At 67.5% G+C, this 21,855-nt stretch carries 15 protein-coding genes; 8 read left to right on the top strand and 7 right to left on the bottom strand.

The features are described from left to right. The first annotated feature begins 75 nt into the window (after positions 1–75). From TPR58_RS08365 to TPR58_RS08375, 3 genes are all read left to right on the top strand, one after another. Entirely contained in the window at positions 76–1,587 is a 1,512-nt protein-coding gene (locus TPR58_RS08365) for a Do family serine endopeptidase (protein ID WP_346246181.1), read from the top strand. A gap of 172 nt (positions 1,588–1,759) precedes the next feature. Next, entirely contained in the window at positions 1,760–3,421 is a 1,662-nt protein-coding gene (locus TPR58_RS08370) for a helicase HerA-like domain-containing protein (RefSeq protein ID WP_346246182.1), read from the top strand. Between the two features lie 148 nt (positions 3,422–3,569). Continuing rightward, positions 3,570–5,528 (top strand): OPT family oligopeptide transporter, encoded by a 1,959-nt coding sequence (locus TPR58_RS08375; RefSeq protein WP_346246183.1) that lies wholly within the window; start codon positions 3,570–3,572, stop codon positions 5,526–5,528. Between the two features lie 36 nt (positions 5,529–5,564). Here TPR58_RS08375 and TPR58_RS08380 read toward each other — a convergent pair whose 3' ends face one another. From TPR58_RS08380 to queF, 3 genes are all read right to left on the bottom strand, one after another. Beyond that, positions 5,565–6,848: a glycoside hydrolase family 130 protein gene (locus TPR58_RS08380; protein ID WP_346246184.1), complete on the bottom strand. Its 1,284-nt coding sequence runs from the start codon at positions 6,846–6,848 to the stop codon at positions 5,565–5,567. Positions 6,849–6,895: 47 nt separating this feature from the next. Beyond that, entirely contained in the window at positions 6,896–9,166 is a 2,271-nt protein-coding gene (locus TPR58_RS08385; RefSeq protein ID WP_346246185.1) for a glycosyltransferase, read from the bottom strand. Positions 9,167–9,303: 137 nt separating this feature from the next. After that, entirely contained in the window at positions 9,304–9,750 is a 447-nt protein-coding gene (queF, locus tag TPR58_RS08390; protein WP_346246186.1) for a preQ(1) synthase, read from the bottom strand. Positions 9,751–9,803: 53 nt separating this feature from the next. Between queF and TPR58_RS08395 the strand changes: the two genes are divergently transcribed. Genes TPR58_RS08395 through TPR58_RS08410 form a run of 4 tightly spaced genes read left to right on the top strand, consistent with a single transcriptional unit; the run spans position 9,804 to position 14,280 of the window. Further along, positions 9,804–10,631, top strand: coding sequence for a sulfurtransferase (locus TPR58_RS08395; protein ID WP_346246187.1), 828 nt, complete (start codon positions 9,804–9,806; stop codon positions 10,629–10,631). Continuing rightward, the gene (gene metC, locus TPR58_RS08400) at positions 10,628–11,812 is read left to right on the top strand and encodes a cystathionine beta-lyase (RefSeq protein ID WP_346246188.1); all 1,185 of its coding nucleotides are present in this window, start codon (positions 10,628–10,630) and stop codon (positions 11,810–11,812) included. The genes TPR58_RS08395 and metC overlap by 4 nt, the downstream gene beginning before the upstream one ends. After that, on the top strand, positions 11,809–13,083 hold the full coding sequence (locus tag TPR58_RS08405; protein WP_346246189.1) for a mechanosensitive ion channel family protein: 1,275 nt from the start codon (positions 11,809–11,811) through the stop codon (positions 13,081–13,083). The genes metC and TPR58_RS08405 overlap by 4 nt, the downstream gene beginning before the upstream one ends. Positions 13,084–13,137: 54 nt before the next feature. Beyond that, entirely contained in the window at positions 13,138–14,280 is a 1,143-nt protein-coding gene (locus TPR58_RS08410) for a GNAT family N-acetyltransferase (RefSeq protein WP_346246190.1), read from the top strand. Between the two features lie 12 nt (positions 14,281–14,292). Here TPR58_RS08410 and TPR58_RS08415 read toward each other — a convergent pair whose 3' ends face one another. Then, positions 14,293–15,987: a hypothetical protein gene (locus TPR58_RS08415; RefSeq protein ID WP_346246191.1), complete on the bottom strand. Its 1,695-nt coding sequence runs from the start codon at positions 15,985–15,987 to the stop codon at positions 14,293–14,295. A gap of 9 nt (positions 15,988–15,996) precedes the next feature. Further along, a complete protein-coding gene (locus TPR58_RS08420; RefSeq protein ID WP_346246192.1) occupies positions 15,997–17,838 on the bottom strand; it encodes a hypothetical protein in 1,842 nt (613 codons plus the stop codon). A gap of 102 nt (positions 17,839–17,940) precedes the next feature. Between TPR58_RS08420 and TPR58_RS08425 the strand changes: the two genes are divergently transcribed. Next, complete coding sequence (locus tag TPR58_RS08425) at positions 17,941–19,152, top strand: glycosyltransferase family 2 protein (protein WP_346246193.1); 1,212 nt, start codon at positions 17,941–17,943, stop codon at positions 19,150–19,152. Between the two features lie 36 nt (positions 19,153–19,188). On the opposite strand, the gene TPR58_RS08430 is transcribed toward TPR58_RS08425, so the two are convergent. After that, positions 19,189–20,406: an argininosuccinate synthase gene (locus TPR58_RS08430; RefSeq protein WP_346246194.1), complete on the bottom strand. Its 1,218-nt coding sequence runs from the start codon at positions 20,404–20,406 to the stop codon at positions 19,189–19,191. A gap of 36 nt (positions 20,407–20,442) precedes the next feature. Then, a complete protein-coding gene (locus tag TPR58_RS08435; RefSeq protein WP_346246195.1) occupies positions 20,443–21,795 on the bottom strand; it encodes an MATE family efflux transporter in 1,353 nt (450 codons plus the stop codon). Between the last annotated feature and the right edge of the window lie 60 nt (positions 21,796–21,855).

The raw sequence follows: 21,855 nt of genomic DNA on the forward strand, positions 1-21,855 counted from the left end.
CAATCGCGGTTCAGCTTTCGGGCGACACAATTTCGCCCGAACGCGCCCGCTGATTTTTCAAAGAGGAATACCCCTTTGCGTTATGCCTACGCCCTAGCGACCGCCGTGCTGCTCAGCGGCACCGCAGTTACCCTCGCCGTCCAGCAGCCCGCTGGCGCGCAGACTGCGCAGAACGAGCCCGGCGCGATCCAACCCGCCGCCGCCCCGCGCCCCGGCGCACCGATGAGCTTCGCCGACATGGTGGCGAAATTGCAGCCGGCGGTGGTCAACATCTCGACCACGCAGCGCGTGCCCGTCAGTTCGAACCCGTTTGCGGGCACTCCGTTCGAAATGTTCGGCCCGCAACAGGCCCCGGGCGGCCGCCAGGCTACGCGTCCGGCGGAGTCGCTCGGCTCCGGCTTCATCATCTCGTCGGACGGCTATATCGTTACCAACAACCATGTGATCTCGGCCGGCGCGCAGGGCGCCGTGGTCGAATCGATCAAGGTGACGCTGCCCGACAATCGCGAATTCACCGCGAAGCTGATCGGCCGCGACGCGCAGTCGGACCTGGCGGTGCTCAAGATCGAAGGCACCAGCCTGCCCTTCGTGAAGCTGGGCGATTCGCGCAGTGCGCGCGTCGGCGACTGGGTGGTCGCGATCGGCAACCCGTTCGGCCTGGGCGGGTCGGTGACAGCCGGGATCATCTCCGCGGTGCACCGCGTGACCGGCCAGGGCGGCGCCTATGACCGCTTCATCCAGACCGACGCATCGATCAACCGCGGCAATTCGGGCGGCCCGATGTTCGACCTGTCGGGCAATGTGATCGGCATCAACTCGCAGATCCTGTCGCCGACCGGCGGCAATGTCGGCATCGGCTTCGCCATCCCGACCGAGGAAGCGCGCCCGATCATCGAGACGCTGATGAAGGGCGATTCGGTCACCCGCGGCTATCTCGGCATCGCGATGCAGGACGTGACCGACGACATCGCCGACGCGCTGGGCGTGCCCAAGGGACGCGGCACGCTGGTCGCGCGGGTCGAGCCGGGCCAGGCCGCTGAAAAGGCCGGCCTGCGCCAGGGCGACGTGATCGTGAAGGTCGGCGACCGCGACGTGACGCGCGACCAGACGCTCAGCTATCTGATCGCCAATGTGAAGCCGGGCACCCGGGTCCCGCTGAGCGTTGTGCGTGACGGCAAGACGATGTCGGTGACGGCCACGATCGGCACGCGCCCGCCCGAGGAGCAGCTGGCCGCGGGCAATTTCGATCCGAGCGACGAGAATTCGGCGCCGGCCAACCCCGACACCGCGGCTGCGTCGATCGGCGTTCAGGTCACGCCGCTGACGCCGCAGATCGCCCGGACCCTGGGCCTCGACGCGACGGCCAAGGGCGTGGTGATCGTCCAGGTCGATCCGCAGAGCGATGCCGGCCAGAAGGGGCTGACCCGGGGCGATGTCATCGTCTCCGTCAACCGCGCCCCGGTTGCCAGCGGCGCCGAGATCGCAACCGCGATCAAGGCGGCCAAGGCAGCGGGCCGCAACCAGATCCTGCTGTTCGTCCAGCGCCGCGCGCTCGGCCGCTTCGTGGCGATCGATATCGGTTCGTGATCCGGCCGTCCTTCGGGGCGGATCGAACCCAGCGAGCGGAAGAGGCCGGAGCGATGCTCCGGCCTTTTTCGTGTCGGGCAGAGGTCGTCCGGGATGCGCAGCATCCCACAGGCCACTCCCCAGCGCGGGCAAAGCCCGCTATCCTGATGCGAAGAGTGGAGAGGCAGCGCGGATGACCGAGAACATGGACATTTTCGTCGGACTTGGCGGCGGCCGCCGGATCGCGTTGCCGCTGCGCCGGGCCAACCGCCACGGGCTGATCGCCGGCGCGACCGGCACCGGCAAGACCGTCACCATCCAGGGCATGATCGAAAGCCTGTCCGCGGCAGGCGTGCCGTGCTTCGTCGCCGACGTGAAGGGCGACCTGTCGGGTCTGGCGATGGCGGGCTCGGCCACCGGCAAGACCCATGAGGCGTTCGCCGCACGCGCCAAGGAGATTGGCGACGACAACTGGAGCTACGCTGAAAGCCCGGTCCAGTTCTGGGATCTGTTCGGCCAGCAGGGGCATCCGATCCGCACCACGATCAGCGAGATGGGGCCGTTGCTGCTGTCGCGGCTGATGGGGCTGAACGAGGTGCAGGAGGGCGTGCTGACCATCGCCTTCACCGTTGCCGACAAGGAAGGGCTGCTGCTCCTCGACCTCGACGACCTGCAGGCGATGCTGGTGCATTGCGCCGAACGGGCCGACGAACTGACCACCAGCTATGGCAATGTCTCGAAACAGTCGGTCGGGGCGATCCAGCGCTCGCTGCTCCAGCTTCGCAGCCAGGGCGGCGATGCGTTCTTCGGCGAACCGGCACTGACGATGGCCGACTTCATCGCCGCCGACGATCAGGGGCGCGGCATCGTCAACATCCTGGCCGCGGACAAGCTGATGGCCAGTCCGCGGCTCTACGCCACCTTCCTGCTGTGGCTGCTGAGCGAGCTGTTCGAGAGCCTTCCCGAATTGGGTGATCCGGACAAGCCGGTGCTGTGCTTCTTCTTCGACGAGGCGCATCTGCTGTTCGACGATGCGCCCAAGGCGCTGCTGGACAAGGTCGAGCAGGTCGTGCGGCTGATCCGGTCCAAAGGCGTCGGCGTCTATTTCATCACCCAGAACCCGATCGACGTGCCCGAAAGCATCGCCGGGCAACTGGGCAATCGCGTCCAGCATGCGCTGCGCGCCTTCACCCCGCGCGACCAGGCGGCGGTGAAGGCGGCCGCCGAGACGTTCCGCGCCAATCCCGGCGTCGACGTCACCACCGCGATCACCGAGTTGAAGGTCGGCGAGGCGCTGGTCTCGCTGTTGCAGGACGATGGCGCGCCTGCCCCGGTCGAGCGAACGCTGATCAAGCCGCCACGGTCGCGCGTCGGGCCCGTCACGCCGGTTGAGCGGGGCGTGTTGATCCAGACCGACGCGGTCGGCGACAAATATGATACGCCGGTGAACCGGGAGTCCGCGGAGGAACTGCTGAGCGCCAAGTCGAGCGAAGCTGCCGCGGCCGCCGCCGAGGCAAAGGCGCGCGACGAGGCCGAAAAGGCGGAAGCCGCCAGGGCCAAGGAGGACGCCCGGCTGGCCAAGGAAGCCGAGCGGGCCCGGCTGGCGGCGCAGCGCGATGCCGACCGCCAGATGCGGCTCGACGAAAAGGATCAGCGTCAGGCCGAACGCGAGGCGGCGAACGATCCGTGGAACCGCGCCATCACCTCAGCCACGCGCAGCGCCAGCTCTGCGGCCGGCCGTGCGGTTGCCGGCGAGGTGACCAAGGCGATCTTCGGCCGGAAGAGCGGTGGCGGCGCGAGCGTGGTCGGCGGCCTGGTGCGGGGAATCCTGGGCGGTCTGTTCAAGGGGCGCTGACCCGCTGCCTTTCGCCGACGCTTGCCGAGCGGCGGCGGACCTGCGACGGTGGCCCGATGCAGGTGCTGCTGCGATGTCCCCCCGTTCCACTGCGGATTGCGCGCACGCCTGAAGTCCTGCCCCCGTCTTCCGCCTTCGGAGCGCTTTCATGGCTACCGCCCCCGCCCGTCCACTTGCCGAGCTTACCGTTCGCGGTATCCTGCTCGGCGGGCTCATCACCATCCTGTTCACCGCGGCGAACGTTTATCTGGGCCTCAAGGTCGGCCTGACCTTCGCGACCTCGATCCCCGCCGCCGTCATCTCGATGGCGATCCTGCGCTTCCTCCCCGGGTCGTCGATTCTCGAGAACAACATCGTCCAGACGATCGCGAGCGCGGCAGGCACGCTGGCGGCGATCATCTTCGTGCTGCCCGGGCTGATCATCATCGGCTGGTGGCAGGGCTTCCCCTATGTCACCACCGCGGCGATCACCGCGCTGGGCGGGATCCTGGGGGTCATGTTCTCGGTCCCGCTGCGCCGCGCGCTCGTGGTCGGCGGCGGGCTGCCCTATCCCGAGGGGCGCGCCGCAGCCGAAGTTCTGCGCGTCGGATCCCAGTCCCGCGAAGGCGCCGAGGAAAGCTCGCGCGGCCTTTCGATCCTGGTGTGGAACGGGCTGGTCTCGACCGGCTTCGCCATCCTGACCCAGATGAAGCTGGCGGTTGCCGAGGCGTCGACCTGGTTTCGTGCCGGCGCCGGCGCCACCGGGATCTCGGGTGGCCTGTCCTATGCGCTGTTCGGCGTCGGCCATCTGGTCGGCCTGTCGGTCGGCATGGCCCAGCTGACCGGGCTGGTCGTCGGCTGGTGGATTCTGCTGCCGATCCTGACCGCCGCCAACCCGATGCCGGGCGATGTCGAGACCTGGGCGAACACGGTTTTCCGCAGCGACGTCCGCTTCTTCGGTGCGGGCGTGATCGGCGTCGCCGCGATCTGGACGCTGATCAAGATCGCCGGTCCGGTGGTACGCGGCATCGGATCGGCGCTCGCCGCCAGCCGCGCGCGGCATGGCGGCGAGGTGCTGGCGCTGGAAGAGCGCGACCTGCCGATCGGCATCGTGTTCGGCGGCGCGGCCGCACTGCTGCTGCCGATCGCCTGGCTGTTGTGGTCCGTGCTGGCCGGCGGGCCGCTATCGGGGTCGGCGGGATTGCTGATCGCCGGATCGCTCGCCTTCGTCGTCGTGATCGGGCTGATGATCGCGGCGGTGTGCGGATATATGGCCGGCCTGATCGGCGCGTCCAACTCGCCGGTCTCGGCGATCGGCATCCTGTCGGTGCTGGCCGCATCGCTGATGCTGGTCGGGCTGTTCGGCCGCGACACCAGTCCCGACACGACCCAGGCGCTGATCGCCTATGCGCTGATCGTCACCGGCATCGTGTTCGGCGTCGCGACGATCTCGAACGACAATCTCCAGGACCTGAAGACCGGCCAGCTGGTCGGCGCGACGCCGTGGAAGCAGCAGGTTGCGCTGATCATCGGCGTCATCTTCGGCAGCCTGGTGATCCCGCCGGTCCTCGACCTGCTGAACACCGCCTTCGGCTTTGTCGGCGCACCCAATGCGGGGCCCAACGCGCTGTCGGCACCGCAGGCAGGCCTGATCTCGGCGCTGGCCAAGGGCGTGCTGGGCGGCGACCTGAACTGGCCGATGATCGGGTACGGCGCTCTGACCGGGGTCGGCTTCGTCGTCCTCGACGAATTGCTCGGCAAATTCCGGCTGCTGCGCCTGCCGCCGCTGGCGATCGGCATCGGCATCTACCTGCCGATGGCGGTGATCCTGCCGGTGACGATCGGGGCGGTGGTCGGATCCTTCTACGATCGCTGGGCGCGCCGCACCGCGAATCCGGAACTGGCGCATCGCTTCGGCGTGCTCACCGCGACCGGCATGATCGTCGGGGAGAGCCTGTGGGGCGTCGCCTTTGCGGGCATCGTCGCGGGCAGCGGATCGGACGCACCGCTGGCGCTGGTGGGTGAAGGGTTCGAGCCCGTCGCACTGATCGGCGGCACCGCGCTGTTCATCGCGCTGACCGCCTGGCTCTATCGCAACACGATGCGGCAGTTCCGCCGCGCCGCGTGACCGGCGGGCGGGACGGCCGGCGTCCCGCCCGCGAGATCACACCATCTGGTCGATCATCGACTGGACCGGCACGAACGCGAAGGCGACCGAGCTGTCGGCCACCCCGTACGGGATGAACAGCTTGTCGCCATGCTTGATGGCGCCGCAGGTATAGACGACATTGGGCACATAGCCCTCGCGGTCCTGGTCCGCCGCCGCCAGGATCGGCTCGCGGGTGCGGCCGATCACCTTCGACGGATCGTCGAGATCCAGCAGCGCCGCGCCGATCGAATATTTGCGCATCGCCCCGACCCCGTGCGTCAGCACCAGCCAGCCGGCATCGGTCTCGATCGGCGGGCCGCAATTGCCCATCTGCACCAGCTCCCAGGGATAGAGCGGCGTCATCAGCGTCTCGCCGCCTTCCCAATCGGTCAGGCTTTCGGAACTGTGCAGGAAGATATTCTCGCCGTCCTGGCGGCCGAGCATCATGTAGCGGCCGCCGATCTTGCGCGGGAACAGCGCCATGCCCTTGTTGCGCGCCGCGCCGCCGGTCATCGGCACCAGGTCGAACGCGCGCCAGTCACGCGTGCGCAACAGCTCCGACTGGATCTGCGAACCGTTATAGGCGGTGTAGGTGCCGATCCACTCCTGGCTGCCATCGTCATGGGTGAAGTGGCAGATGCGCAGATCCTCCAGCCCGTTGGACTGCGCCTTGGTGATCGGGAAGATGACAGTGCCGGACAGGGTCGAATCGCGGTGCCGATGGACCGTCACCGGCCCCTCGGGCATCTCCTCCTCGTTGCCATGGGTGTCCGCCGCGGTGGCGAAGGGCGGCTCGGGCGCCAGCTTCAGCTCGTTGCGATCGGTGATGATCCCCTCGCGAAAGGCGACCGACGAGATATGTCCCTCGCCCACCGCACGCAGGCTCATCAGGATGCGCAGGCTTCCCTCCGGCATGCCCGACTGGTCGTGATGCGGCACGGCGCTGGGGTTCATCAGCGCCGCGGCGGCATAGCTGTATTCGTGGCAGAAATAGGCGCCGATCAGCTGGCGCTTCTCGTCGCCGATCTGGCTGCCGTCCAGCCCGAGCAACTGCTCGATCTCGTCATAGCGGGTCATGAAGACGCGCCGTGTCTGCCAGTGGCGCGCCTCGAAATCCTTCAGCACCAGGGCGAGTTGCGTGCGCGCCTCGCCCGGCGACATCTCCAGCACTTCGCGCACCAGCCGCTCGGTGCGGCTCGGTCCTTTTCCACTCGATTGCCACGCGATGTGAAAGGGCCGCACCACAACGCGTGACGGGTCCGCCTTCAGCCGAAGCGCGTGGTTGAACAGTTCCAGCATTCGCACGCCTCTCGATCGGCCGTTCCCCGCGCCGGCACTCTCGAACTTCAAGCGACGACGCGCTCCGGTCCTGCCACGATAGTCCGCGCCTTTGAAAGCCCCGAAATGGCGCAACTTGCCAGTTGAAGCGCCAGAATCGACTCGGCGCCCTGGTTGCGATTGAGTCCGGTGGGGGTCAGCCCGTCGAAGCAGCCGCCATCCTGGATGGTGGCGAGCGGCAGATCGAGGTCGTTGGCGCCCAGATACCAGCGATAGGCACGCACCGCTTCCTCGACCCAGCGGGGATCGCGGGTGGCATCATGCGCCGCCTCGCACGCCTCGATCGTCGCCTGCGCTTCCAGCGGCTGCTGGTCGAACTGCATCGGCTCCTGATAGGGGCGGTTGAAGCTCTCGCTGCCCACCGCACGGAACCGACCCTCGGGCGAGGTCTGGCGCGAGACGATCCATTCCAGCGTCTCGACACCGACCTCGACGAAGTCTGTGCGGCCCAGCGCCCGGCCGGCACGAAGCAAGGCCTCGGGCAGGCGGGCATTGTCATAGGCCAGCACGATCTCGAACCACTTCCATTCCGGACGCCGAGCAGTATCGAGCAGCGCGATCAGTTCGTCGCCGAAGCGGGTCAGGATCTGACGCGACAGCGCATGACCCGGATGCGCCTCGAGCATCGCCGCGGCGCCGAGCATCGCAAAGGCGTGTGCGCGCGGGCTGCCGAGCTCGAGCGCGATCGAGGCGGTCTGGTCGAACATGGCGGACGCCCAGTCACGATGCTTCTGCGCCTTGGCGTCGCGCGCGGTCACGCCCAGCGACCAGATGGCGCGGCCGTTCGAATCCTCGGACCCGACATCCTCGCACCAGCTGCGATCGAAGTTCATGAAATTGCGGAAGCGCCGCAGATCCGCGTTCCAGGCATGCTGGACGAAACTGGCATAGATGCTGGTCCAGCGATCGCGCACCACCTGGTCGAGTTCGGGCATGCGGCACATCAGGATCAGCGCGCGGGCATTGTCGTCGATGCAATAGCCGTGGCGACGATCGGGGATCGAATAGATCGAATGCTGCAGCATTCCGGTACTGTCGCTCATCCGCTCGACCGCCGCGATATCGGGCGCCAGCACCGGCAGGTCAGTCGCGGTCGCGACGATGCGATGCGGCTTTTTTCCCAGGATTTCTCCGATCTGCGCCACCGCAGCCTCGGCCAGCACCGGCCACAACATCGTGCGGCCGCGGGCATAGGCACGGGCCGACAGCTCGGCGCGGGCATCGCCGTCGGTCAACAGCCGGTCGATCTCGCGCGCGAACGCCGCGGAATCCCCGAAATCGACCAGCACGCCGTGATCGTCGGACAGGATTTCGGTCGCATGGACATAGGGAGTCGAGATCACCGCCTTGCCGACGCCGACGGCGTAGGACAGCGTGCCCGAGGTGATCTGCGCCGGATTGCTGTAGGGCGTGACATAGATGTCGGCGGCCTGGAGATAGTCGAGCAGTTCCTCCTGCTCGACGAACGCATCGACGAACTGGAGGTGCCCGGCGACGCCGCGTTCGGCCGCCAGCGCCTTCAACCGGTCGCGATAGGCCTCGCCCTCATGCGCGACCAGGTTCGGATGGGTCGCGCCCAGAACCACGTAGAGCGCATTGGGATGGTTGGCGACGACGGCGGGCAGCGCGTCGATCATCGCCTCGATCCCCTTGTTCGGGGCAAGCAGACCGAAGGTCAGGATGACCTGGCGCCCTTCCCAGCTAAAGGCGGGCTTCAGCATGGCGGGGTCGACCAGCGGGCGATCGGGCACGCCGTGCGGGATGGTCGCGACCTTGGCATCGTCGACACCGTGGACGCGCTTCAGGATATCGCGGCCCTTGTCCGCCATCACGATGACGCGCGAGGCGCGGCGCAGCAGCGCCTCCATCACCCGGCGCTCGTCGACGCTCGGCTTTTCGAGGATGGTGTGCAGCGTCGCGATGACCGGAATCGTGATCCGGTCGAGCAGCGCCAGCAGCAGGTCGCCCGCCGCACCGCCATAGATGCCATATTCATGCTGGACCCACAGCGCTTGCGCACCGCTTGCCTCGATCTCGCGCGCGGCGTCGAGATAGGCGGTGCGGTCGTTCTGCGCGATCGCGCGGGTCACCGCGGCGGGATAGTCATAGCGACCCGGATGGTCGTCCATCGCATAGACATCGACCTTGAGGTCGGGAAACCGATCCTTCAGCGCATTATAGGTATCGGTCGTATAGGTCGCGATGCCGCATTTGCGGGGCAGAAAATTCCCGATCAGCGCGAGGTGACGGAGTGCCGGAAACTTCTGCTGGGCCGCCATAAAAGTCCTTTCGCTAATGCACTTTCGTACAGGGCCTATTCAGCCTTATCCGCCTCCCAACTCTCCATGTATCATATAGTTGCAGGATTGTTGCACTGCAAAAAAATGAATCGGATCAAGCACCTGAATCGCGGGGCTCAGCCCCTTCCGCGATATCCCGCAACGCCCTGATCCGGCACCCACAGGCCCGCGGGCGGCTCGCCCGATTGCCAGAACACGTCGATCGGAATGCCGCCGCGCGGATACCAATAGCCGCCGATGCGCAGCCAGAGCGGCTTCATCTCCGAGAACAGCCGCTCCCCGATCCCGACGGTGCAATCCTCGTGGAATGCGCCGTGATTGCGGAAGCTGCCCAGAAACAGCTTGAGCGACTTGGATTCGACGATCGTCTGGTCGGGCACATAGTCGATGACCAGATGCGCGAAGTCGGGCGCGCCGGTGATCGGACACAGCGAGGTGAATTCTGGCACGGCGAACCGCACCAGATATCGCGTGCCGGGCCGCGGATTGGGAACATAGTCCAGCTGCGCCTCCTCGGGAGAGGCGGGGAGCGCGGACTGCTGGCCGAGATGCATGGGGGTCATGGCGGCCATGTAAGCATTTGATGCGCGCTTTGCATCCTTCTAGGAGCGTTGCCATGGACGCGCTGGTAACCACCGAATGGCTTGCCTCTCAGCTGGGGTCTTCCGACCTGCGGATCGCCGACGCCAGCTGGTTCCTGCCCGAACATGGCCGCGACGCGCGCGCCGATCATGCCGCGGGCCACATCCCCGGCGCGGTCTTCATGGATCTCGATGCCTTCGCGGCGAAGGGAAGCACGCTCCCGTCGATGATGCCCTCGGCCGAGCAACTCGCGGTCCGGATGGGCGCTCTGGGACTCGGCGACGGCACCCGCATCGTGCTGTATGACGACAGCCCGTTGCACACCGCCGCGCGTGCCTGGGTCATGCTGACGGCATTCGGCACACCCGACGTCGCGATCCTCGACGGCGGCATGGCCAAGTGGCGCGCCGAGGGGCGACCGATCGAGCGGGATGCCCCCGGGATCAGACCGCGCCATTTCACGCCGCGCCACGCGCCGCAGGGCATCGTCTCGCTGGACGCGATGCGCGGCGAAACCGGCCAGATCGTCGACGCGCGCTCGCCCGCCCGGTTCGCGGGGCAGGAGCCGGAGCCGCGTCCCGGCGTCGTGCCCGGCCACATTCCGGGGTCGCGCAACCTGCCCTATCGCGACTTCTTCCACGACGACGGCACCTGGAAGCGCGATGTCGCGCTGCGGGCGGTGTTCGAGAGCCAGGGGATCGAGATCGAGCGTCCGGTCGTCGCGACCTGCGGATCGGGGATCACCGCGGCGGTGATCATATTCGCCGCGCATCTGCTGGGTCACCGGGCAAGGCTCTATGACGGCAGCTGGGCGGAATGGGGCGGCGATCCGACGACGCCCAAGGCGACAGGAGCAGCATGAGCGAGCGCAAGGACGCCACCCGCGTCGTCACGGCGGGCCGGCGCGAGGAATGGACCCGGGGCATCGTGAGCCCGCCGGTATGGCGCGCCTCGACGATCCTGTACGACTCGGTCGGCGACCTGCGCGCGGCCGGTGCGCGCGATACGCATCACCGGCTGTTCTACGGCCGCCGCGGGACACCGACCCAATGGTCTCTGGCCGAGGCGCTGACCGAACTGGAGCCGGGGGCCGAGGCAACCTTGCTCTACCCCTCGGGCGTTGCGGCGGTGTCGACCGCGCTGCTGGCGGTGCTGTCGCCGGGAGATCATCTGCTTCTGGCGGACAGCGTCTATGATCCGACGCGCAACTTCGCCAACGGCATGCTCAAGCGCTTCGGGGTCGAGACGAGCTATTACGACCCGCTCATCGGCGCCGGCATCGCCGACCTGGTCCAGGACAATACGCGGGCGATCTTCATGGAGAGCCCCGGCAGCCTGACCTTCGAGGTTCAGGACCTGCCGGCGATCGTCGAGGTCGCCAGGGCGCGCGGCATCACGACATTGCTCGACAATACCTGGGCGACGCCGCTGCTGTTGCCGGCGATCGCGATGGGGATCGACTATTCGATCCTGGCCTGCACCAAATATATCTCGGGCCATTCGGACATCATGCTGGGTTCGGTGACCGCGGCGCAGGGCAAATATGCCGCCCTGCGCGATGCAACCTACCAGCTTGGCCAGACCGCCAGCCCCGACGATGCCTGGCTGGGATCGCGCGGCCTGCGCACCATGGCATTGCGGCTGAAGCATCATGGGGACGCTGCGCTGACCGTCGCGCGCTGGCTGGCGGACCGGCCGGAAGTGGCGGCGGTGCTGCACCCCGCCCTGCCCGGCTGCCCGGGCCATGCGCTGTTCGCCCGCGACTTCAAGGGCGCGGCGGGCCTGTTCGGCTTCGTGTTCGACGGTGGCGACGAAGCCGCACGCGCCGCCTTTATCGACGCGCTGGAGCTGTTCGGCATAGGCTATAGCTGGGGCGGCTTCGAAAGCCTGGCCATCCCGGTCGATCCGCAGCGCTATCGCACCGCGACCCGCTGGGAAGCGGCCGGCCCGCTGGTCCGTCTCCAGATCGGGCTGGAAGATCCGGACGACCTGATCGCCGACCTCGACCAGGCGTTGTCGCGCTTCCGCGAGAAGAAGCGGTGAACCGGCTGGGCCAATGGTTCGCGTCGCTGGGGCTCGGTGCCCCGGGCAGCGACGAACTGGCCCAGAACGGCGTGGCGCTGGCACTTGCCCTGCTCGCGTTGCTTGCCGGCTGGGTGGTCGGTCGGACGCTCGGCAACTGGCTGAACGCGCTTTGGGCCGAACGCATCGGCGGCGAAGCCGACGGGCTGGGCACCCGGCTTCATTCGATCTGCCGGCACGGCACCGCTGCGATGCTGCTGGCGATCATCGCGGTCGCCTGGCCCTGGACGCCCCTGTCCAAGCTTGGCCTGGGTTTCGCTCTCGGCTCGGCGGTCGCCATGCTGGTGGTGTCGGTGCTGCGCGGGCTGCACCTGCCGCGCTGGGCCTCGTGGAGCATGGCGGCGATCGCCTTCACCTCGATCCTCAGCCGCGCGGTCGGCGGGCTGGCGGCCATTCGCAACACGCTGGACCGGGTGGCGCTGGAAATCGGTTCGACCCGGTTCAGCCTGTTGTCGCTGATGACGATCCTGATCACCTTCGTCGCGCTGTTCGCCGCGGTCCGGCTGATCAATCGCGCGGTCGGCCAGGCCCTGATGCATTCCAAGGGCTTCGATCCGACCCAGCGGCTGCTGGCGCAGAAGCTGGCGGCGATCGGCGTCGTGATCCTCGCCTTCTTCATCGGCATCGATGTGCTGGGGATCGACCTGACTGCCTTCGCGCTGTTCAGCGGCGCATTCGGCCTGGCGATCGGCTTCGGTCTGCAAAAGACCATCGGCAACCTGATCGCCGGCATCATCCTGCTGATGGACCGCTCGATCAAGCCGGGTGACGTGATCGTGGTGGGCGAAAGCTTCGGCTGGGTGAACAAGATCGGCGTTCGCGCGGTCAGCGTCATCACTCGCGACGGCAAGGAGCATCTGATTCCCAACGAGATCCTGATGACGCAGGAGGTGGAGAACTGGTCCTACACCGATCGTAACGTCCGGGTCCGCGTGCCCGTGCGCGTCGCCTATGACTGCGACCTGCAGCTGGCGCAGGCGCTGATGATGCGCGCCGCAGTGGAGAGCCCACGCGTGCTGAAGGATCCCCAGCCCAATGTCTGGCTGACCGCGTTCGGCGAGAATGGCGTCGAGCACGACATCCTCGCCTGGATCAGCGACCCCGAAAGCGGCGTCGGCAATGTGAAGAGCGATGTGCTCAACCGGCTGTGGCTGCTGTTCAAGGAGCATGGGATCGTGATCCCGTTCCCGCAGCGGGTCGTGACGGTGAAGGGGCCGGAATCCGTCGGCTGACGCCGCTGCCACTTCCCCCTCCCATCGCCGAGACGCGCATCCTATATCGGACCTGTGCGCTCCTCCTCGATCACCGCCCGCATCGCCGATGGCGTCGCTTCGATTCCCGCGGCGGACTGGGACGCCTGCGCCGGATCCGGCAATCCTTTCGTCAGCCACGACTTCCTGTCGATCCTGGAGCGGTCGGGATCGGCGACGGTCGGGACCGGCTGGCAGCCGCTGCCCATCATTATCGACGGCCCGGACGGGCGCCCCGCAGGCATCGCGCCCGCCTATGGCAAGAGCCACAGCCAGGGCGAATATGTGTTCGACCACGGCTGGGCCGACGCGTGGGAACGGGCGGGCGGGCGCTATTATCCCAAGCTTCAGGTGGCGGTGCCGTTCACACCGGTGCCGGGGCCGAGGCTGCTGCTGCGCGACGAAGCCGATGCGCCCGCACTGATCGCCGCGATCGAGGCGGTGACCGACCAGAACCGGCTGTCCTCGGCGCATGTCACCTTTCTCCACGAGCGCGAGGTGCCGGCCTTCGAGGCGGCTGGATGGCTACTGCGCGAAGGCACCCAGTTCCACTGGCAGAACCAGGGCTATGGCCGGTTCGACGATTTCCTGGAGACCCTCGCCAGTCGCAAGCGCAAGGCGATCCGCAAGGAGCGTGCCGCCGCGCTGGAGGGGCTGAACGTCCGACACCTGACCGGCGGCGACATCACCGAGGCGCATTGGGACGCGTTCTGGATCTTCTATCAGGACACCGGCAGCCGCAAATGGGGTCGCCCCTATCTGACGCGCAGCTTCTTCTCGATGCTGGGCGAGACGATGGGCGACAAGGTGCTGCTGATGCTGGCCGAGCGCGACGGCCGGCCGATCGCGGGTGCGCTGAACCTGATCGGCGCCGATACGCTCTACGGCCGCTATTGGGGCGCGGTGGAGGACGTGCCGTTCCTCCATTTCGAGCTCTGCTATTATCAGGCGATCGATGCGGCGATCGAACGCGGGCTCACGCGGGTCGAGGCCGGCGCGCAGGGCGAGCACAAGCTGGCGCGCGGCTATGTGCCGGTGCCGACCTGGTCGGCGCACTACCTGCCCGATCCGGGATTCCGCGCCGCGGTCGCCGAATTCCTGGATCGCGAGCGCGAGGCCGTGCGTCAGGAGCAGGCGTATCTGGGCGAGCTGACGCCGTTCAAGCGCATCAACGGGTAAGCGGCGGGACGCCTATTGCGGCGCCATCGAATTGACCAGCTGCTCATATTCGGTCGGGATCGGCATCTGCCGCTCCCATACCGGCATCGGCAGCATGACCTCGCCCGGGTCGGGCCGTTCCACCCGCCGGTCGACGCGGAACAACGTGCTGCCCTCGCCGCCGCGCCACACCGGGGTGAGGCCCGCTTCCAGTTCCTTGTCGTAATGCGGCGGACGGATCAGCCAGACATAGTCGAACGCATCACGCGGGAAGAGCACCAGCGCGCGCGCCACCGGCCGCCAATATTCACGCGGACACTTCACGTCGGTCACCAACTCGGACGGATCATGGGTGAAGCTGCGCGCCAGCCGGTCGCGGTCCTGAAGATACTTCACCGTCATCAGCTGGCCGCCGGCCATCGACCATTGGTCGTTGGTATAGGACAGGTTCCGTTCGAGCGCGAGGCCGGGGACGTGCTGAAGGCGCGTCATCGTCCATTCGTTGTAGCAGGTCTCGCCGACGAAGCTCAGCAGGCGCGAGCCGGTCGGCAGGTGCTTCAGCGCCTGCAGTTCGCGATCATAGGACGCGTCGTAAATGGCGAAGCTGGCGGTCGTCGCGGCGATGCGTGCGCCATAGAAGCCGAAGCCGAGTATCGCGACGACCGCGGCACCGACGATCGGCATGCCGGGCTTGGGCCGGATCGACAGGATCGCGATCGCGATCATGAACGGCACCAGCCGCATGTCGGCATAGGCCGACCCGAACACGACGCGCGGGAGCAGGATATAGACCGCCAGCAGGAACAGCGCCGACAGCGTCAGGTTGCGCGAATACTGGATGTTGGGATCGCGCACTGCCTTGAACAGGAGCAGGAACAGCACGCCGACGCTGGCGATGTCGAACAGCTGCCAGCGGTCGCGGAAGACCTGAACGACCCAGCGCGACTTGGCCATCCAGTTGAACCAGTCGAAGGTCTGGCCCGAAACGTTGCCGCCGCTGCGCCAGGCGAGCATCAGCACGACCGGCGGCGCGAGCACCAGGCACTGGATGCCAGCCTTGAACCAGGGGACGATCCAGGCGGTCACGAAATCCTGGCGCCACCCGCCCTCGCGGCGGGGCCGGATATCATGCTGGCGGATCAGCTCCGCCGAGAAAGCAAGCAGGCCCAGCGTTCCCCAGCCGAAGGTGTGGGTGAGCCAGATCAGCGCCGAGATCGGCAGGAACAGGATGGCGCGCAGCGTGAGCTTGCCCAGCCGGCCGAGCCGCAGCCACAGGCCGAAGGCGAGCATCGCGAACGCCATCGACAGGGCGAAGTTCACGAAGCCGAAGTGGAACGGGAAGGCATAGGCCAGCGGCAGCGCGAACAGCGCCGTGGCGGGAATGCGGCCATGCACCTCGCGCGCGATCCACAGGAAGCCCGCGACCGTCATCGGCGGGATCGACAGCACGATCAGCTTCACGCCGAGTTCGAGCCCGAAGATCTTGGCAAAGGGAATGACCAGCAGGTCGACCCCCAGATTGCCCATCAGGCTCCATTTGAAGTCATACCATTCGGCGAGCCAGGGATGCTGGGCATATTCCAGCTGGACGCGGTAGCGCCCCATATGGCCGGGCAGGTCGACGAGCGGCGGGACGTCGGGCCAGATCAGCGGTACCGCTGCCAGTATCGTGCAGAATGCCACGAACCATCGTGTCTGCCACCAACGCAGCGCTTCGCCCCTGTCCATTGCGACGCTTTAGGAGAGGGCGGGCGGATGCGGCAAGCGGATGTTGCCCGCCGTGCGACGAGTTGCGACAGGCCCGGGGGCGACGGAAGCGCTTTTGCGGACGCGGTAGAGCTGGATCGCCCCGCCGGTGGGAATCGGGTCGAGCCAGCCGGGGATCCGCCCCGCCTGCAGCGCCTCCGCCAGGCTGCCCGGACGATAGGGAGCAAGGCCGTCCTCATGCAGATTGTCGGCGCAGATCGCGACATAGGTGACGCCCTGCGCCCGCGCCTGATGCCCGGCACGCTCGGGCGGTGACAGGAAGAAGCGGTACATGGCCAGGTTGCCGGCATTGTTGCGGTGATAGACCGCGCCGACGACGTGATGCGGCGTCAGCCCGAGCAGATACGAGTCCAGTTCGAGCGGGGCCATGATCGTTCCGGCCGGCTGGGCGCCGACGACCCGGAGCGGTGCCGCGGCGGTGCAAAGCTGCTGCACCTTCTTCGCGGCGATCAACGGCCTGGCGAAGGCGCCGTCCAGCGTGATGGCCAGCAGGTTCCAGCTGATCCCGGCGCCGACCACCCACAGCGCCAGCCGCTTGGCCAGGGCACCATCGCGCGCCAGCATCGCCGCGAACGGGATCGCCGCCACCCCGGCCATGATATAGGTCACGCGGATCGCGAGGATGGCCGCCACTGCCGAGATCAGCATGAAGACGGCAAGGGCGCGCCACTCGGGCATGCGGACGCGGCCGAGCGCCAACGCGGTCCCGGCGAGCATCAGTCCGCCATAGGCGATGCTCGTCCCGATCGTGTCCTGTCCCGCGAACAGGCCGCGCGCCTCGCTGACATTGCGCATCCAGACATGCTGGAGGAAGGGATCGAGCGCGCCATAGGGGCCGGCGAAACAGACCGACGAGGTCTGCCATGCGAGGATCGCCGCTCCGCCGCCCAGGATCGCGGCGGTTGCCAGCCGGATCGGCCAGTCGCGGGCCACCCGGCCCGAAAGGCCCATCAGAAGCCATGCGCCGGCAAGCGCGAGCGTCGCCCGGGACGAGGCCGGCGTCAGGCCATCGCACCATTGTTCGGGCCAGGACATCGGCCGCGCAAAGGCGAGCAGCGCCAGCGTCACCCCGCCCATCGCGATGCCGAAACCCAGCGCGCGACGATCCTCGTCGGGACCGCCCGCCAGCCAGGCAAGCCCCATTGCCGCCATCGCCGCGACCACTTCGGGTGCCACCTCGAGACCGATCGAAAGGCTGAACGCCGAGACGATGCCCGCGATCACCCCGTGGCGGAAATCCGGCGGTCCGACCAGCGTGTCGACCAGCACCAGCGTCAGGACGATCTGGAGCGCGTGGTGGTCGATCCGTCCAGGCAGGAACAGGCTGATCGTCGGAAAGGCGATTGCGCCAAGCAGCAGCGCCGGAACACCCGCGCGGCCACCGCCAAGGCGCGTGGCGATCCGCGCCACCAGCATCAGGTAGAGGAAGAACAGGATCGCGGGATAGACGATCGCCATCGCGATCTCTGCGCCGGTCGCGCCCAGCAGCGGACGAAAGACCAGGATCAGTGCGGCCGGGCCGGCGTCGGCAAGCCGCGACCAGTGCATCGGCGCGCCTGCGGGCGGGCCCATGCGATATTGGGTCAGGTCGTTGAATGCCTGGCCGTTCAACCAGTCGCGCACCTGTGCCAGGCGCGCCATATCGTCATTGTCGGGCAGGCGGAGCAGGGCAAGATTGCCCCAGTCCCTGAACGCCCAGGCGCCGATCAGAACGACCGTGATGACCAGCGCCAGCCCGACACGCGGAACGACGATCAGGGGCGAGGAACGCCCGGCGGGAACGGCGGTCGCAGAATGGGTCGTTGCGGTCATCCGGGCTGGTATCGCCCCGCCCATTTAAGATTTTGTTGAAATCGTTAACCAAAATTTCGGGGTCCGGGCGGCACATCACGGGCAATCCATGGAGTTCCGCCCGTGAACACTGCCCGCGCCGTCAACAGCCATCCGCCTCAGGTCCTGCCGACGGATCCCGTCCCGCACGAGATCGAACTCTCGATCGTGATGCCCTGCCTGAACGAAGCGGAGACGCTGGCCGTCTGCGTGAAGAAGGCGATGGCGTTCCTGACGGACCATGGCGTCAGCGGCGAGGTGATCGTTGCCGACAATGGCTCGACCGACGGATCGCAGCAGATCGCCAACGCGCTGGGCGCCCGCATCATCCATGTTCCCGCGCGCGGCTATGGCGCTGCGCTGATCGGCGGGATCGAGGCGGCGCAGGGCCGCTATGTCGCCATGGGCGATGCCGACGACAGCTATGATTTCAGCGGACTGATGCCCTTTGTCGAGGCACTGCGCGGCGGTGCCGAGCTGGTGATGGGCAACCGGTTCCGGGGCGGGATCGCACCCGGTGCGATGCCGGTCCTCCACAAATATCTCGGCAATCCGGTGCTCAGCTTTCTCGGCCGGACCTTTTTCGGCACGCCGATCGGCGATTTCCACTGCGGGCTGCGCGCCTTCAATCGCGAGGCCATCCGCGAGCTTGGCCTGACCGCGCCGGGCATGGAGTTCGCCAGCGAGATGGTGGTGAAGGCTGCGATTGAAAAGCTCGATATCCGCGAGGTGCCGACCACGCTGCAGCCCGACGGTCGCAGCCGGCCGCCGCATCTTCGCACCTGGCGCGACGGCTGGCGGCACCTGCGCTTCCTGTTGATCTATGCCCCGAAATTCCTGTTTCTCTACCCTGGGCTGGCGCTGGCGCTGACCGGACTGGTCGGTGTCCTCGGCCTGGTCGCGGGCGACGTGCGCATCGGCGGCGTGGAATTGGGCGTCCACACCATGATCTTTGCCGCGATGGCGGTGCTGATGGGGTCGCAGCTCATCGGGCTGAGCGTCATGGCACAGCGTTACGGGGCGATCGCCGGCATGTGGCCGGAGACCGGAATGATGCGCCGCGTGCGCAACTGGTTCGGGGTCGAGCGCGCCTGCGTTCTGGGCGGGCTGATGCTGGCGGGCGGGATCGCCGGGGCGGCGACCGCGACGGCGATCTGGGCGTCGAGCGGTTTCGGCACCCTCAACCCCGCGGAGTTGATGCGCTTGACGATCCCATCGATGCTGCTCGGGTGCATCGGGCTTCAGACGGTGGTCACCGCCTTCTTCATCGGCGTGCTGGATCAGCCGCGCCGCTGACCGGACGGTGTCGCCGCCGTCCGGTCAGCGCACCGATCAGCCTCCGCGGCGGCCCAGCAGGCGCAGCCGCAGCGCGTTGAGCTTGATGAAGCCGGCGGCGTCGCGCTGGTCATAGGCGCCCTGGTCGTCCTCGAAGGTCACGACCTTTTCCGAATAGAGCGTGTAGGGCGACTTGCGGCCGGTCACGATCACATTGCCCTTGTAGAGCTTCAGCCGGACCGTGCCGGTGACCTTCTCCTGGCTATGGTCGATCGCCGCCTGCAGCATCTCGCGCTCGGGCGCGAACCAGAAGCCGTTGTAGATCAGCTCGGCGTAGCGCGGGGCCAGCTCGTCCTTCAGGTGCGCGGCGCCCCGGTCTAGCGTGATCTGCTCGATCCCGCGGTGCGCCAGGTGATAGATGGTGCCGCCCGGCGTCTCGTACATCCCGCGCGACTTCATGCCGACGAAACGGTTCTCGACCAGATCGAGGCGGCCGATCCCGTGCTTGCGGCCCAGTTCGTTGAGCGCCGCCAGCAGCGTGGCCGGCGACATCGACTCGCCGTTCAGCGCGACGCCGTCGCCGCGCTCGAAATCGATGGTGATCGTCTCGGGCGCGTCGGGCGCGTCCTCCGGATTGACCGTGCGCGAATAGACATAGTCGGGAACCTCGTCCCACGGATCCTCGAGCACCTTGCCCTCGCTGGAGGTGTGCAGCAGGTTCGCGTCGGTCGAGAAGGGCGCCTCGCCGCGCTTGTCCTTGGCGACGGGGATCTGGTGCTGCTCGGCGAACTCGATCAGGCGCGTGCGGCTGGTCAGGTCCCATTCGCGCCACGGGGCGATGACCTTGATGTCCGGGTTCAGCGCATAATAGCCGAGCTCGAAGCGGACCTGGTCGTTGCCCTTGCCGGTCGCGCCGTGGCTGACCGCATCGGCACCGACCATCTTGGCGATCTCGATCTGGCGCTTGGCGATCAGCGGGCGCGCGATCGACGTGCCGAGGAGGTACAACCCCTCGTACAGCGCATTGGCGCGCATCATCGGGAACACGAAATCCCGGACAAACTCTTCCTTGAGGTCGTCGATGAAGATGTGCTCGGGCTTCACCCCCGCCATCTCGGCCTTGCGGCGCGCCGGCTCGAGTTCCTCGCCCTGGCCCAGGTCGGCGGTGAAGGTCACCACCTCGCACTGATAGGTCTGCTGCAACCATTTCAGGATCACGCTGGTGTCCAGTCCACCCGAATAGGCGAGGACGACGCGATTGATCTTGTCCGTCATGGTGCGAGCAACTCCGTACGTGGAAACGCGGGCGCTCTAGGGTCCGACGGGGTGTTGCGCAACCTCTCCGCGTTCCACCCGCCTGAGCAACGCCGGAAAATGCCAGCCCAGCGCACCCGCGCGATAGACATAGGCCGCCAGCATCGCCAGCCACACACCATGCGCGCCGAACGGCCGAAGCATCAGGTCGGTGCCGATATAGAGCGCAGTCGACGCCAGGGCAGCGTTGCGCAGCGCCCGCCCCTGCGTCGCGCCGATGAAGATGCCGTCGAGCAGCCACGGCACCACGCCGAGCAGCGGCAGGATCGCGACATAGGGGATCAGCGCGCCCGCGGCCGCTCGCACCTGGGGATCCTGCGTCATGAACGCCACATAGGGCGTGCCGGCCAGCGCGATGGCGAACGTGAAGACCATCCCCGCCCCCAGGCTGAACTCGCCGGTCAGCCGGATCGCCTTCAGGAATTGCGCGCGCGACGCCGCACCGATCGCCATGCCGACACGCGACTCGGCGGTGAAGGCAAAGCCGTCGAGGACGAAGGCAGCGAACGAGACGAGCTGCATCAGGACGTGATTGGCGGCAAGCGGCGCCGCACCGAGTCGCGCGCCGGCGTTGGCGAACCAGGTGAACAGGATCAGCAGCGCGACGGTGCGGATCATGATGTCGGCATTGACCGCGAACATCCGCCGCATCGCCGCCGCCGCGAAGAAACCGCGGATCCGCCCCTTCATCGCGATCATGCCGGGCCGGCCCAGCACCTGCGCGGCAATGGCGAGGCCGGTCGCCAGCGCGATCCATTCGGCGCAGGCGGTGCCATAGCCGACGCCCCGCGCGCCCATGTCGAAATGCCAGACGAACAGGACGTCGAGCGCGATGTTCGCCACGTTCATCACCACCTGCAGCGCCAGCGCGGCCCGCGACCGGCCCAGCCCGAACAGCCAGCCGATCAGCGCATAGAAGCCGAGCGCAGCCGGCGCGCCGAGGAACCGCGCTTCGACAAATTCGGTCGCCGGGGCATTGATCTCCGGACTGCCCGCGAGCACCGCGAACGCGGCCGGGATCAGGAGCAGCTGCGCCGCGAACAGGACAAGGCCCAGCGCGAGCCCGGCCGCCAGTCCGCGCACCAGCATCGCGCGGACCTCGTCGTCGTCGCGCGCGCCTGCCGCCTGGGCGGTCATGCCGGTGATCCCCATCCGCAGGAACCCGAAGCTCCAGAAGATCAGGTTGATCACCGTGGCGCCCAGGGCGACCCCGGCAAGCTCGGCGGCATTGCCGGTCCGCCCGATGACTGCGGTATCGACGAATCCGACCAGCGGCACGGACGCCTGGCCCAGCATGATCGGCCATGCCTGGGCAAAGATCGATCGGCGGGTCAGCGGCAGCGACGACATGGCGCGCGCTTACAGCCCGGCCGGCCGCTTCGCCAGCGTCCGGCATGGACATCACCCAGC

Source organism: Sphingomonas rustica (assembly GCF_039652585.1).
Taxonomy (GTDB): domain Bacteria; phylum Pseudomonadota; class Alphaproteobacteria; order Sphingomonadales; family Sphingomonadaceae; genus Sphingomonas; species Sphingomonas rustica.